The organism is Sinomicrobium sp., from assembly GCA_029266035.1.
Classification (GTDB): Bacteria; Bacteroidota; Bacteroidia; order Flavobacteriales; family Flavobacteriaceae; genus Sinomicrobium.
The window spans coordinates 19,095-32,831 of the sequence record JAJUFH010000020.1; the positions used below are offsets into that span (position 1 = coordinate 19,095).

Annotated in this window: 13 protein-coding genes; 9 read left to right on the forward strand and 4 right to left on the reverse strand. The window is 44.3% G+C overall.

All coding sequences use genetic code 11. The annotated features are described in order from the left end of the window. Window positions 1–7: 7 nt before the first annotated feature. The 4 genes from ACYZZR_RS09870 to ACYZZR_RS09885 all read right to left on the reverse strand — a co-directional run bounded on the left by ACYZZR_RS09870 (window position 8) and on the right by ACYZZR_RS09885 (window position 4,252). Window positions 8–1,366: an MATE family efflux transporter gene (locus ACYZZR_RS09870; RefSeq protein ID WP_461533839.1), complete on the reverse strand. Its 1,359-nt coding sequence runs from the start codon at window positions 1,364–1,366 to the stop codon at window positions 8–10. A 4-nt stretch (window positions 1,367–1,370) separates the two neighbouring features. After that, a complete protein-coding gene (gene hemH / locus ACYZZR_RS09875) occupies window positions 1,371–2,402 on the reverse strand; it encodes a ferrochelatase (RefSeq protein ID WP_461533840.1) in 1,032 nt (343 codons plus the stop codon). Between the two features lie 138 nt (window positions 2,403–2,540). Then, a complete protein-coding gene (locus ACYZZR_RS09880; RefSeq protein WP_461533841.1) occupies window positions 2,541–3,254 on the reverse strand; it encodes a ThuA domain-containing protein in 714 nt (237 codons plus the stop codon). 104 nt (window positions 3,255–3,358) lie between these two features. Beyond that, entirely contained in the window at window positions 3,359–4,252 is an 894-nt protein-coding gene (locus ACYZZR_RS09885) for a helix-turn-helix transcriptional regulator (RefSeq protein WP_461533842.1), read from the reverse strand. A gap of 201 nt (window positions 4,253–4,453) precedes the next feature. Here ACYZZR_RS09885 and hemA point away from each other — a divergent pair, with 201 nt between their 5' ends. The 9 genes from hemA to hemB all read left to right on the forward strand — a co-directional run bounded on the left by hemA (window position 4,454) and on the right by hemB (window position 13,690). Continuing rightward, window positions 4,454–5,746: a glutamyl-tRNA reductase gene (hemA, locus tag ACYZZR_RS09890; protein ID WP_461533843.1), complete on the forward strand. Its 1,293-nt coding sequence runs from the start codon at window positions 4,454–4,456 to the stop codon at window positions 5,744–5,746. Window positions 5,747–5,879: 133 nt separating this feature from the next. Then, the gene (gene hemC / locus ACYZZR_RS09895) at window positions 5,880–6,836 is read left to right on the forward strand and encodes a hydroxymethylbilane synthase (protein ID WP_461533844.1); all 957 of its coding nucleotides are present in this window, start codon (window positions 5,880–5,882) and stop codon (window positions 6,834–6,836) included. Between the two features lie 157 nt (window positions 6,837–6,993). Then, complete coding sequence (locus ACYZZR_RS09900; RefSeq protein ID WP_461533845.1) at window positions 6,994–8,748, forward strand: TrkH family potassium uptake protein; 1,755 nt, start codon at window positions 6,994–6,996, stop codon at window positions 8,746–8,748. Window positions 8,749–8,815: 67 nt separating this feature from the next. Beyond that, window positions 8,816–9,502, forward strand: a complete 687-nt coding sequence (locus ACYZZR_RS09905; protein ID WP_461533846.1) for a potassium channel family protein — start codon at window positions 8,816–8,818, stop codon at window positions 9,500–9,502. Beyond that, window positions 9,502–10,203, forward strand: a complete 702-nt coding sequence (locus ACYZZR_RS09910; protein WP_461533847.1) for a uroporphyrinogen-III synthase — start codon at window positions 9,502–9,504, stop codon at window positions 10,201–10,203. Before ACYZZR_RS09905 ends, ACYZZR_RS09910 begins: the two co-directional genes overlap by 1 nt. Before the next feature lie 11 nt (window positions 10,204–10,214). After that, the gene (gene hemE / locus ACYZZR_RS09915; protein WP_461533848.1) at window positions 10,215–11,246 is read left to right on the forward strand and encodes a uroporphyrinogen decarboxylase; all 1,032 of its coding nucleotides are present in this window, start codon (window positions 10,215–10,217) and stop codon (window positions 11,244–11,246) included. Next, on the forward strand, window positions 11,246–11,770 hold the full coding sequence (locus ACYZZR_RS09920; protein WP_461533849.1) for a DUF6973 domain-containing protein: 525 nt from the start codon (window positions 11,246–11,248) through the stop codon (window positions 11,768–11,770). The genes hemE and ACYZZR_RS09920 overlap by 1 nt, the downstream gene beginning before the upstream one ends. Then, window positions 11,767–12,672: an oxygen-dependent coproporphyrinogen oxidase gene (gene hemF, locus ACYZZR_RS09925; protein WP_461533850.1), complete on the forward strand. Its 906-nt coding sequence runs from the start codon at window positions 11,767–11,769 to the stop codon at window positions 12,670–12,672. The genes ACYZZR_RS09920 and hemF overlap by 4 nt, the downstream gene beginning before the upstream one ends. 25 nt (window positions 12,673–12,697) lie before the next feature. Continuing rightward, complete coding sequence (hemB, locus tag ACYZZR_RS09930) at window positions 12,698–13,690, forward strand: porphobilinogen synthase (protein WP_461533851.1); 993 nt, start codon at window positions 12,698–12,700, stop codon at window positions 13,688–13,690. The last annotated feature ends 47 nt before the right edge of the window (window positions 13,691–13,737 follow it).

Sequence of the window (13,737 nt, forward strand, 5' to 3'; positions counted from 1 at the left end):
CCCTTCCCTACTTCACCGTGGGGGTTTGCGGTCTCAAACGCAATCTGATCTCTCTGAAAAGGTAGAAGCCTGTTACCAGAGTAGAAAGTACATCGGCAATCGGGAATGACATCCACAGTCCTTGTTCCCCGTAATATTTGGGCAATATGAGGATGAGAGGAATAAAGAAAAAGCCCTGCCGGGTAAGGGTGAGTAACAAAGCCGGAACAGCTTTGCCCACTGCCTGAAAATACGCAGCTCCTATGAGTTGTAACGCTATGATGGGCGTAGCTGCAAAAACCCATCTCATGGCCTTAGGGGCACGTTCTAGTATTTCAGCATCGGTGGTAAACACCTTTACGATAACATCGGGAAAACTCATGATAAAAGCAAAGACGATTAAAGCCAGTAAGGCGGCGTATTTCACTGCTATAAAAATACTCTCTATCACTCTGCGATACATCCTTGCCCCGTAATTAAAGCCAGCAATGGGCAAAAAACCTTGAGTAACCCCGAGTACAGGAAATAGAGCAAACATCAACATTCTACCGATAATGGCGTATACCGTAACCGAAATTTCCCCACCGAGGCGGAAGAGAATATTGTTTACAAATAGATAGGTTACACTAACCGCTGCCTGACGAGCCAGTGTGACAAAACCAAGCGCCGCGATCTCTCTGACAATACCGGCTTTAAGCACGAGGTGTTCAAGCCCAATTTTCAATTCAGATTTTCCTCGAAAATACCACAGCATATAGGCAAAACACAAAAAGTACGATGCTGTTGTCGCCCATGCCGCACCCTGCATACCATAACCCATCAGGTTGATAAACACATAGTCGAGAACAAGGTTGCCCACCGAAGGAATCATCATGGCTACCATGGCAAATTTTGGCTTGCCTTCGGCTCTGATAACATTGTTTCCCATCATACACAAGGCATGAAAGGGAACTCCGTACATCACAATGGTGTAGTACGTCTTTGCCAGATCGAATATGTCTCCCTTACCTCCAAAACTCGGCACCAGCACATCTACAAAGCTCAAACCCATCACAGCGAGAGTAAGCGTGATCATCAAGGTCAACACAAACTGATTTCCGAATGTTTGAAATGCCTTCCCTGGGTTTCCGGCTCCCAAGGCCCGTGAGATTACAGATGCCCCTCCTATACCTATACCCATTCCGAGAGCGGCGATAAAAAACGAAACCGGCAATACTACATTTATAGCAGCTATGGCAATAGGCCCTATCCAGTTACCAACAAAAATAGTGTCGATCAATACGTTGAGCGACATTACCAATATACCTATCGAAGCCGGTAATGCTTGTTTTACCAACAGTTTCCCCACGGGATCTTTCCCGAGGGTTTCTGACGAAATCCCAGCCATACTGTTAATTTTTTACAACTGGGGCATCTGCCCATTCGTCCATCCACCTCGCCAGTACCTTTACCCAATCTTCTCTGTCGTTGATACAGGGAATAACGTGAAACTCCTCGCCTCCTTTTTCTAGAAAATCTTCGCGAGCCTCCATTCCAATCTCTTCGAGGGTTTCCAGACAGTCGGATACAAATGCTGGTGTTACTACAGCCAGCTTCTTGACTCCCTTGGTCGCAAAACCGGCTACCGTATTATCGGTAAAGGGCTGTAACCAAGGATCCTTTCCCAGTCGGGATTGAAAAGAAGTAGAGTAGGTTCCTTCCTTGAGCCCGAGGTATTCCACTACCTGTCGCGTAGTTTCATAACACTGATGTCGGTAACAAAACTGATGCGCCTTAGAGGGTGTTTTACAGCACTGCCCGTCTATTTTACAATGCGATTTGGTAATGTCTGATTTTCGGATGTGCCGTTCCGGAACTCCGTGATAGGAAAACAACAGATGCTCCCACTCCTTTCCCTTCAAACTATCTTCTATCGATGTAGAAAGCACTCTGATATAGTCGGGATGATTGTAAAACGGAGGCACAGTGGTAAAGTTCATATCGGGAAAGTGTTGTTTTCGAAGCTTTTCGGCCAGCACTAGTATAGTTTCGGTAGTTGCCATCGCAAACTGAGGGTAAAGCGGGATAAGCAACACTTCCTTAACCCCTTTTTCATACAATTCTCTCAGACCTTGTTCGAGAGAGGGCTTGCCATACCTCATCGCCAGCGCTACGGGAACAGATACTATTTCCTGTGTTTTATCCTGTAATCTACGGGAGAGTACGATAAGCGGAGACCCCTCGTCCCACCAAATCTTCTTATACGCCTCTGCCGAGCTCTTGGGACGAGTTCTGAGTATCATCCCCTTTACAATAAAAGCCCGCAATAACCAGGGGACATCTATCACCCTTTTATCCATCAGAAACTCGTCGAGATATTTCTTTACGTCTGCTTCATCCGTACTGTCTGGCGAACCCAGATTGACCAATAACACACCCTTCATTATCTTACTCTTATTTTTTAAACAAAATTAGGCATTCTTTAAAGTTTGACCGGAAGTAATCTCCTTTTTTTACCGAGACAAAACAAGAGTGAATATTCCGGGTTTTTATCAGACTGAACCGCAATTTACGCTAGACTCCTATCGGAACAAACAGTATTTAATACCTTCGAGCAAGTGCTGCACAAAAGCTTCTTCTTCGTACGATTCTTCCGTATGTCCTCCTCCGGTGTAAAACGAGCGCCCACCGGCAAACTCCTGATACCAGGCTATGGGGTGAGAAGGTCCGTTAGTCCCTCCCTCGTAGGTAGACTCATCCAGGTTTAGCAACACCTTGATATTCGGACTGATTTGCTTAAAATTGTACCACTCATCAGTACGCATCCAGGTATCTCCTAGGTGGGAGCAGGTAGTGTGAGTTGGCATTTTTACCTGTATAGTGGCCTCTTGTACCCCAGAATGCCCCTCGAAATAAGCCCCTACCAACATACCGTACCAAGGCCAGTCAAACTCGGTATTCGCTGCGGCGTGAACACCTACAAAACCGCCCCCTTTCTCCATGAAGATCTCAAAGGCTTTCTGCTGCTCTTCATCTAGTATATCTCCAGTAGTATTGAGAAAAACCACAGCGTCGAAATGGGAGAGCGAATCTCTCGAAAAAACTACGGTGTCTTCCGTATGTGTCACATCAAAACGGTTTTCCCTTCCAAGCCTTTCTATCAAGCTCACCCCTGCTTCTATAGACTTGTGTCGGTAAGCGTCTGTTTTGGTAAAGACGAGTACACTTTGCTGCTCCTGTGTGTATCCTGCCGACACAATGAGGGCAAACAGCAATAAAACCAGGCTTGATTTCATCCTGTATATTGTGATTTAAAGGTTAGTTGTTTCCGGCACCAAAAGTCGGATTCCCAAATGTAGTAATAAGAGCTTGTTTAAACTAATTTCGACAGAAAAAACACTCAGGCGTTTAGAGACATCAGGTATTTTTTGGGGGTGGTCCCGTATTTCTTTTTAAAAGCCGAAATAAAGTGACTCGCTGCACTATACCCTATCTTAAATCCTACTTCGTTGACATTGTACTCCCCGCCTTCGAGCATCTTTCGGGCGTATTCCATTTTGTAATCGAACAAAAAACTGTACACAGAATCTCCGTAGATTTGTTTAAAACCCGTTTTCAGTTTTTTTAGGTTAAGACCTACCTCATTGGCCAGATTGTCGAGCGTAGGAGGTTCAGACATATTGGCGATTACTATGTCTTTGGCTCTCTTTATTTTTGCCACATTCTCCTCGTCTATGAGAAACGGACACTGATCGACATCGGCATTGTCTGGCCTGTTAAAATACAGTCCTAAAAGCTCGTAGACCTTGCCTTTTAGATACAGGCGCTTCACAGAATCGTGAAGGTTGTGGTGTACCATTTGATTGAGTATCACCATAACGGCTGGAGAAACATCGACATTGTCGTAGTATTTCTTGTCTCTGTTCTCTTCACTCAAAAAATGGATGTAACCCGCTTCATGTGAAAAGAGAGAATGAAATTTCCGTATGGATATCAATACAGAAAGCAGTTGTGCTTTAGGACCTATTTCAACGTCTATAGGTAAATCGCGTTGCGGATTGTACAGCAATAGTGACTGCTCTTCCCCCACCTGAAGGTGATAGCGACCCCCGTTAAAATTAAATTTCGAATCTCCCCTCAAACCAAAGTGGAACTGTATATAACTGCAGTCGATCTCTCTAGTCAAATGCTGATTGACACTTCCCTCATTTTGCATTCTCAACAGAGAAAATCCCTCTTCAAACTGCACTTCTTCCACAGCACTTACAGCGATATTTTTTCCTTCCATTACCATGCCCTTATCTGATGTTTTTATTTAGAATAATTCTAAATATTGTTTTTTGAAACCGTTGATATCACTACAAAAATACGGTTTTATACTCATTTGAACACTCAAAGCACCTAAAATATCCTAAAGCGTTATAAAAAGTCCTTACAGCGTTGTTTTTTTATACAAGGGTATTATACTTTTGTCACAATTTTAGATTTAGCCTAAATGGAAGATTACAACCTCAATCGAGGAAAATATTTTTATGCCGTAGGACTGAGCTACAGAAAAGCAGATGAAGAGATAAGGGGAAAGTTCAGCCTGAACGAAGTACAAAAAACAGCGCTATTGCGACAGGCCAAAGCAGAGGGAATTGATGAGATACTGGTTATTTCCACCTGTAATCGCACTGAAATATACGGATTTGCCCAACATCCTTTTCAGCTTATAAAACTGCTTTGCGATCACTCAAACGGCAATATAGACGAGTTTAAAGACGTCGCTTATGTTTACAAGAACAACGACGCCATAGGGCATATTTTTCGCGTAGGAACAGGGCTCGACAGTCAGATACTGGGAGATTTTGAAATCATCGCACAAATCAAAAAGGGCTTTGCACTATCCCGAAAACACCATACGGCAAATGCCTTTTTAGAGCGTCTGTGCAACTCTGTGATACAGGCTAGCAAACGAATCAAAAACGAAACCGAACTTTCCACAGGAGCTACTTCAGTTTCTTTTGCCTCTGTGCAATACATCCTGAACCACGTAGAGCGTATCTCCCAAAAGAACATATTGCTGTTCGGCACCGGTAAAATAGGGAGAAACACCTGCGAAAACCTGATAAAACACACCGGAAACGACCATATCACTCTTATCAATCGCACCAAGGGAAAGGCAGAGAAAATAGCTGGAAAATTCGATCTGACCGTAAAGGATTTTACCGATCTTCGCGAAGAGATTCTCAAATGTGATATTCTGATTGTAGCTACAGGTGCCCCGGACCCGACGGTTACCAAAGATCTCATTCCAAAAGACAAGGAAATTCTTATTCTCGACCTTTCCGTCCCCCGCAATACAGACAGCGAAATAGCCAAGCTACCCGGACTTACGCTCATTTCACTTGACCATCTTTCACAGATGACCGACGAAACCCTAGAGAGGCGAAAAACTTTCATCCCTCAAGCTGAATCCATTATCGAAGAGGTACAAGACGAATTTACCAAATGGTTGGGAACGCGTAAATTTGCCCCCACCATCAAGGCTCTGAAGAAAAAACTGAACACCCTTAAAGATGCTGAGGTAGATTTTCAACGCAAAAAGATCGAAGATTTTAACGATGAGCAGGCAGAAATTATAGGCAGTAGAATCATACAGAAAATCACTACTCATTTTGCCAGCCACCTCAAAGAAAACCACGAATCTGCCGACGAAAGCCTAGAACTAATAAAAAAGGTTTTTCAACTGGATGATATCACCCCTCTTGTCAAGGAACAGAAACCCGTCAAAACGGCGCCCTGATACAAGCGTGAAAGTATTTGGGAAGTAGACAGAAAACTTCCAAAAAGGCTTTTATCTGGAATACTCGGATATCGCCAAACATTTTCTAAACTACAACGAGACAGGCGTAAAAGCTATGAGCAAAACCGAAAGCATGAAGAAAACCCTTAAAATAGGAACTCGAGACAGCAAACTCGCCTTGTGGCAGGCCAACCGCGTAAAAGACGAGCTAGAATTACTGGAATACCAGGTTGAGATTGTTCCCGTAAAATCGCATGGAGACCTCGTTTTGGACAAACCTCTGTACGAAATGGGAATTACAGGGATTTTCACCAAGGCTTTGGATATCGCCATGATACAAGGCGATATCGATATTGCAGTACACAGTATGAAAGATGTGCCTACTGCCCTACCTCGTGGTATTGTTCAGGCAGCCGTACTAAAAAGAGCCGATTCTTCAGATCTACTCGTACACAAAGGCGATCTGGATTTTTTGGAAGGAGAAGGCTGTATTGCCACTGGTAGCCTTCGACGCAAGGCTCAATGGCTAAACCGCTACCCAAAACACACCGTAGAAAACCTGAGAGGTAATATAAACACCCGTATGAGAAAACTCCAGGACAGCACTTGGAACGGCGCTGTATTTGCCGCGGCCGGACTGGAACGCATCTCGCCCTTTGAAGGCACAAATATCGATCCGAAAAACTGCATCTCTCTCGATTGGATGGTTCCCGCCCCCGCCCAAGGAGCCATGCTCGCTGTCGCTATGGAACAAGACGACTACAGCAGACAGGCTTTGGATAAACTGAACGACAAGGATACCGAAATATGCACCTATGTTGAACGACAGTTTCTCCGCGTTCTCGAAGGAGGCTGCTCGGCACCTATAGGAGCAAAGGCAAATATAGAAAATGACGAAATCGCATTTAGCGGCATACTGCTCTCTCCCGACGGACAGAAAAAGCACAGTGTACAACAACGTGCTCCCCTAGAACAATACACCACTCTCGGAAAACAATACGCTGAGGAAATACTGAACCATGGAGGAAGAGAAACCTTGGAACACATCAAATTGTTTCAACAAAGACAGTCGGGAACAGCATCTTTCTGACACAAAACAGTACCGAGAATGTCGAAATAACACCTATCGTATTAAAAAAGCATTTGTTTTTTAGTATCTTACATTTTATTAAGACCTTTGCACTTCGTGAAGTTGGTGTTTTAACCCGGTCCTATTCCGGAAAAGTAGAATGTTTTTTGGATGAAAAATGCCTAAGAAAAATTTAAAGAGCTATAGAAATCCTCTCTCTAGGATTTATGGTTTTACCGATGTTATACTGATAGTATTCTTGGTTATCGATTTCGGATATAAGGCAGATTACCATCTTTTCAATAACAAATCGTTTACCTTGCTCGGGATAACCACGGCGCTGATTGTACTCAATTTTATCCGGCTTCGAATTTCCAGAAATTCTCCGTTAAACAATATGTACAAGGCCAATTTGGTCGTACTTATCTCTACTGTTGTTCTTACTTCTACTATATTTCTGATTGGCGACTACGACAGTATCCACAAGGCAAAAAACATCTCCTACATATTAGATAGCGGTCTTATCGTGTACTTCTTGCTCAGGCTAACCCACCTAATCAGAAAGTTGTACACCGTGTATCACAACCCTATCATACTCTTTATAGGCAGCTTTGCAGTAATAGCCCTCATAGGTTCTTTTCTTTTGATGCTCCCCAATGCCACTACTGGAGGTATAAGGTATTTAGATGCCCTCTTTACCGCTACCAGCGCTGTATGTGTAACGGGTTTGGTCGTTATGAACACAGCTACAGAATTCACCTCTCTCGGGCAAACTATAATACTGATTATCATACAACTAGGAGGTATTGGAATGCTGACCTTCACCTCGTTTTTTGCCTTTTTCTTCAAAGGAGGCACTTCTTTTCAGGAAGGGCTGAACATCAAGGATGTTATGGGAACCGAACATCTGAACGACGTGCTAAAGGTTGCCGTACAGGTCGTGATTTTCACCATCGTCCTCGAACTAGTCGGTGCCGTTCTTATTTTTTACTCTATCAGTGATGTAGACCATATAGACCACAAAGTATTCTTTTCGCTCTTCCACTCCGTAGCAGCCTTTTGCAATGCCGGATTCTCTACGCTTCCCGACGGATTAGGCACTATAGGAATTAACAACGCCTACTCCTTTCAGTGGATTATTATGTTCCTCATCATATTTGGGGGACTCGGATACAACATCATATTCAACGCCTTTAAATATCTCAAAAAACTGGTAATCAATCTGATTACCTTTGGCGAATTTCGCGAACCTGTACGAGTACTCACACTCAATACCAAAATTGTTTTGACCACCACTTTTATACTGCTGTTTGGAGGTACGGCAATAATATATCTGATGGAAAGTGGAAATATCCTCCAGGAACATCCTGGTTTTTGGGGCAAACTCACCACGGCGAGTTTTATGTCGGTAACCTCTAGGTCGGGCGGGTATAACACCTTCGATATGGCCAACCTCACGCTTCCTGGAATACTGTTTATCACTCTACTGATGTGGATAGGAGCCTCTCCTGCATCTACCGGTGGGGGAATAAAAACCAGTACTTTTGCTTTAGCCGTACTGAATATCATCGCAGTGGCCAGGGGCAAGGACAACATAGAGATCGGAACGCGGCAGATAAACAACCAGTCCGTAAAACGAGCCTTCGCTATTATATGTATTTCACTCTTTGCGATAGGTATTGGCATTCTATTGCTGTTGATATTCGAACCTCAGTTTACATTGATACAGATCGCCTTCGAAGTTTTTTCGGCATACAGCACCGTAGGACTGTCACTTGGCATCACCTCTGAGCTCAGTGATCTCGGAAAACTGACACTTATTTTTACAATGTTTTTTGGAAGGATAGGACTGCTCAACCTACTGATAGGTATGTTGCGCAGCATACAACACAATTTTCACCGCTATCCGGAGGAAAATATTTTAATTAACTGATTATGGACGGACGAAAGAGCTTTAAAAAAATCGACAAAGAAGACACTCGTCACAAACCAAAAGAATCATGAAAATTATCATCATCGGATTGGGAAGCTTCGGATCCTCGTTGGCATTAAACCTCACCGAAACAGGAAACGAAGTTATAGGCATAGATTCCAAAATGGAAAAGGTAGACCGTTTGAAGGATGCCATAACGCACACCATCTGTATGGATGCCACCAACGAGATGGCTTACGAGGCTGTTCCGCTCAAAAACACAGATCTCGTAGTTATTGCCATAGGTGAAAATGAGGGAGCTACCATTATTACTACAGCCATAATCAAAAAGCTTTCAAATACCAAAATCATCAGCCGATCGCTATCCCCAATTCACGACACTGTATTGCAGGCTATGGGCATAGAAACCATAGTGCGCCCGGAACAGGAATTCGCCGAGGCTCTCGCCAAAAAGATCAACCTGAAGAGTATGATAAACAACTTCGAGCTCGACCCTCATCACTCTATTTCTGAAGTAAAAGCATTACCGGAATACGAGGGCAAAACGCTTCAGGAAATCGATTTCAGAAATGAACACAATCTGAATATCATAACCATTATCCGAAAAGAGACAAAAACGACCTTCTTCGGATCCCGACAATCCCTTGGAAAAGTTCTCGGTGCGGTTAACAAAGACACCGTAGTACAAGCCAATGACATATTGGTAGTGTTTGGTGCCAATAAAGATATTACTAATTTCTGTTCCCTTGAATAATGGGGCTCAACACATACATATTATCTACAAAAAGGCTATCCTCCGATCAGCAGCTGCTTTTCGCTAGTGCAGGTCTGAGACTGGAAGAAGCCGATTTTATCGCTACAACGCCTTTGCCTGTCGATATCACAACGGTAAAAGAACAGCTTATTTTTACCAGTAGCAATGCTGTTCGCAGTGTTTTACAACACCCCGATAGCAATTCGCTAAAGAATCGCCCCTGCTTTTGCGTAGGATCAAAAACGGCCTCTCTGCTCGAACAAAACGGATTTAAAGTACAGGTTCAAAAAGATTATGCTGCCCAATTAGCCCCCGAAATCACAAATAATTACGCCGATAGAAGTTTCACTTTTTTCTGCGGAAATCTACGACGTGACACCCTGCCCGACGCCATGTCTGAAGCAAATATTTCATTCGATGAACTCACAGTCTACACCACCCGTCTCACCCCGGTCGTTATAGATACAAATGTACAAGGCATCCTTTTTTTCAGCCCTTCCGGCATTAAAAGTTACCTGAAAAACAACGTTGTAGGAGACAAAGTATGCTTCTGTATCGGCACTACTACAGCAAAAAAACTAGATGGTATTACAGAACGCATTGTTGTAGCCCAACAACCTACCACAGAGAGTGTTATTGCAAGTACCATCACATATTTTAACAAAAAAGACCGACGAGGAATCACCTCAAACGGCAACTAAAAATAATAAACATGATTAAAAACGACTTGTTTCTAAGAGCTCTTGACGGAGAAAGTGTTTCGCGCCCTCCAGTGTGGATGATGCGTCAGGCCGGCAGATATCTGCCCGAGTTTCGTGCACTTCGGGACAAATACGACTTTTTTACGCGTTGTCGCACCCCTGAGCTCGCAGCCGAAATTACCGTACAACCCATACGCATCGTAAAACCAGATGCCGCCATATTGTTTTCCGATATACTGGTCGTTCCCCAAGCAATGGGTATAGAAGTACAGATGAAAGAAAGTGTAGGTCCTTGGCTGCCCAATCCCATCCGCTCAGTCCAAGATGTGGAAAAGGTAGTCGTTCCCAATATCGAAGAAAGTCTAGGCTACGTGATGGATGCCATACGCCTTACTAAAGAGGAACTGAACGGAGAGGTGCCACTTATCGGATTTGCAGGCTCTCCATGGACTATCTTCTGCTATGCCGTAGAAGGAAAAGGATCTAAAAGTTTCGACACTGCCAAGGGTTTCTGTTTTTCCCAACCCAAAGCTGCACACCAACTGCTTCAGAAAATTACCGATACAACCATCGCCTATTTGAAAGAAAAGGTACGCACAGGGTGCGATGCTATACAGATCTTCGACAGCTGGGGCGGAATGCTTTCTCCGGAAGATTATCAGGAGTTTTCCTGGAAGTACATCAGTCAAATTGTCGAAGCTCTCGCCCCACATACCCGAGTGATTGTATTTGGCAAAGGCTGCTGGTTTGCACTTCGCGAAATGGCGTCGAGTAGTGCCAGTGCATTAGGAGTAGACTGGACCTGTTCTCCAGAAAATGCCCGATACCTCAGTGGAGGTGATATCACCCTACAGGGAAACTTTGACCCCTCCAGGTTATTGTCCCCTCCAGCTATCATTAAGAAAATGGTACACGAAATGATAGATCGATTCGGAAAAGACCGCTATATCGTCAATCTCGGACACGGTATTTTGCCAAACATTCCGGTAGATCATGCCAAGGCATTTATAGATGCCGTAAAAGAATACGAAAAGAAGATGTAATGTCGGTATGGCGCCTCATAAGGTCTTTGAACTGGAAACAAATTGCAAGCCTTGTCCAGATTTTTATAAAACAGCCCCTTATGTTGCTCCCTTCGATAAAGGCTACGGCAAAATGTATGTCCATCTGCCAGCAGCTCTACCCGGGAAAACACCAAGGTGATGGTCCGGAGAACGCTTTCAGACACTCGCTGTGGAACATACTCCTCGCCAATGAAGCCCTAAAGTGGAACAGAAACGACAAAGACAAGGCCTTGCAATGGGCTCTGACCCTCACCACTTGGCACGAAGATTTTGCGCCAAACACCCCATTGCGAAGGGCTATGGATATGCACAACAACAAGGTGGGTAGAACATTATTTGCAACTTGGCAGGATAAAATACCTGAGCTCAAAAGGTCTGAAATCGTCGATCGACTGAAGGCCCTCATCCCGGAAAGCAGGCCTATTCAAACTGCAGAAGATGTTGAAAAAGGAGAAAATTACTTGGTTCACATAGAACCATCTAACGATAAACAGCAGATATGAAAGAGAAATTCTATCACTATATTCAAGAGCTTCAAGACAGTATTACTGCGCAATTAGAAGCCGAAGACGGCAAGGCTGTATTCCGGGAGGACCTCTGGAAACGTCCGGGCGGTGGTGGTGGACGTTCCCGTGTTATTGAGAACGGAAAGGTGTTTGAAAAAGGAGGTGTGAATATTTCTAAAGTTTTCGGCAAACTTCCCCAAACCATGCAAAAGCACTTCGGAGTACAAGATGCCGATTTTTTTGCATGCGGATTAAGTTTAGTTTTACATCCTGAAAATCCCTTTGTCCCCACCGTACACGCCAACTGGAGGTATTTTGAAATGTACGACGCACAGGGCAATGTGGCCGACCGGTGGTTTGGAGGTGGACTCGACCTCACACCCTATTATTTGTTTGAAGAAGATGCAGTTCACTTTCACCAGGTGTGTAAAGCGGCTTGTGATCAATTTCATCCCGATTTTTACACCAACTTTAAAGAAAAATGCGACCGCTACTTTTACAATGCGCACCGCGATGAATCGCGGGGAGTAGGCGGACTCTTTTTCGACTACTGCAGACCAACAGACGATATGCCGCTCGATCGATGGTATGATTTTGTGACGGCAGTAGGAAACGATTTTACAAAGGCTTATCTTCCCATAGTACAGCGCCGAAAAGGCATGGATTACACCGAAAGTCAACGAAACTGGCAGGAAATACGACGAGGCAGATATGTAGAATTCAACCTCGTTCACGACAAGGGAACCCTGTTTGGGCTCAAAACTAACGGGCGTATAGAGAGTATACTGATGAGCCTGCCTCCTCGAGTGCAATGGGTGTACGACTATCATCCGGCCAGTGGCAGCGAAGAAGAAAAATTGCTCCAAGTATTAAAAGAACCCGTATCCTGGGTCAAATGATTTACTATTATCAAAAAAAACAACTATGTATCCATTGAAAAGAAACCGAAGACTGAGACAAAACAGCGCTATTCGAAACCTTGTAAGGGAAACAACGCTTTCCCCCGACGATTTTTTGGTACCGCTCTTTGTCACTGAGGGCAGTGGTAAAAAAGAAGAAATCGCTTCCATGCCCGGCTATTACCGTTACAGCCTCGACCTGTTGGAAAAAGAAGTCAAAGCGCTTTGGGCCTTGGGCTTGAAGTCGGTTTTGCTTTTTGTCAAGGTTCCAGACAATCTCAAAGACAACAAAGGCACAGAAGCTATAAACCCCGACGGACTTATGCAACGCGCTGTAAAAACCGTAAAAAACGCTGTCCCGGAAATGCTGGTTATGACCGATGTGGCTATGGATCCCTACTCCTCTTACGGGCACGATGGTATAGTAGAAAACGGCAAGATACTCAACGATGCCTCTGTAGACGTATTGGTAGAGATGAGTCTCTCTCACGCCCAGGCTGGCGCCGACTTCGTAGCTCCCAGCGATATGATGGACGGTCGTATTCTGGCCATCCGCGAGGCTTTTGAAGACGACAACTTTACCGATACCGGCATCATGAGCTATAGCGCCAAATACGCCTCGGCATTCTACGGTCCATTCCGCGAGGCCTTAGACTCCGCTCCTGTAGACCTTAAAGGAGTGCCAAAAGACAAAAAGAGCTACCAAATGGACTACGGAAACCGCATAGAAGCGCTGCGCGAAACCGAAATAGACATAGACGAAGGAGCTGATATCGTAATGGTAAAACCCGGACTGTGCTACCTCGATATCGTTCGCGATATCAAAAACGAATTCGATATTCCTCTTGCAGTTTATCAAGTAAGTGGAGAATACGCCATGATCAAAGCCGCTGCGGAAAAAGGCTGGCTGGACCACGACGCGGTCGTACTGGAACAACTCACAGCTATCAAACGCGCAGGTGCCGATATCATCGCTTCCTATTTTGCCGCAGATGCGGTAAAGCTACTGAATAGATAATCTGTGTTTTATCCGATAGACAATGAGAAAATTAAACAGACTAAGCC

Bases quoted from the DNA above. Each gene is read 5' to 3' on its own strand.
- hemF (WP_461533850.1), top strand. From the start codon at position 11,767: ATGAAAGAGAAATTCTATCACTATATTCAAGAGCTTCAAGACAGTATT.
- hemE (WP_461533848.1), top strand. From the start codon at position 10,215: ATGATTAAAAACGACTTGTTTCTAAGAGCTCTTGACGGAGAAAGTGTT.
- ACYZZR_RS09905 (WP_461533846.1), top strand. From the start codon at position 8,816: ATGAAAATTATCATCATCGGATTGGGAAGCTTCGGATCCTCGTTGGCA.
- hemA (WP_461533843.1), top strand. From the start codon at position 4,454: ATGGAAGATTACAACCTCAATCGAGGAAAATATTTTTATGCCGTAGGA.
- hemB (WP_461533851.1), top strand. From the start codon at position 12,698: ATGTATCCATTGAAAAGAAACCGAAGACTGAGACAAAACAGCGCTATT.
- hemC (WP_461533844.1), top strand. From the start codon at position 5,880: ATGAAGAAAACCCTTAAAATAGGAACTCGAGACAGCAAACTCGCCTTG.
- ACYZZR_RS09885 (WP_461533842.1), bottom strand. From the start codon at position 4,252: ATGGTAATGGAAGGAAAAAATATCGCTGTAAGTGCTGTGGAAGAAGTG.
- hemH (WP_461533840.1), bottom strand. From the start codon at position 2,402: ATGAAGGGTGTGTTATTGGTCAATCTGGGTTCGCCAGACAGTACGGAT.
- ACYZZR_RS09910 (WP_461533847.1), top strand. From the start codon at position 9,502: ATGGGGCTCAACACATACATATTATCTACAAAAAGGCTATCCTCCGAT.
- ACYZZR_RS09880 (WP_461533841.1), bottom strand. From the start codon at position 3,254: ATGAAATCAAGCCTGGTTTTATTGCTGTTTGCCCTCATTGTGTCGGCA.
- ACYZZR_RS09900 (WP_461533845.1), top strand. From the start codon at position 6,994: ATGCCTAAGAAAAATTTAAAGAGCTATAGAAATCCTCTCTCTAGGATT.
- ACYZZR_RS09870 (WP_461533839.1), bottom strand. From the start codon at position 1,366: ATGGCTGGGATTTCGTCAGAAACCCTCGGGAAAGATCCCGTGGGGAAA.
- ACYZZR_RS09920 (WP_461533849.1), top strand. From the start codon at position 11,246: ATGTCGGTATGGCGCCTCATAAGGTCTTTGAACTGGAAACAAATTGCA.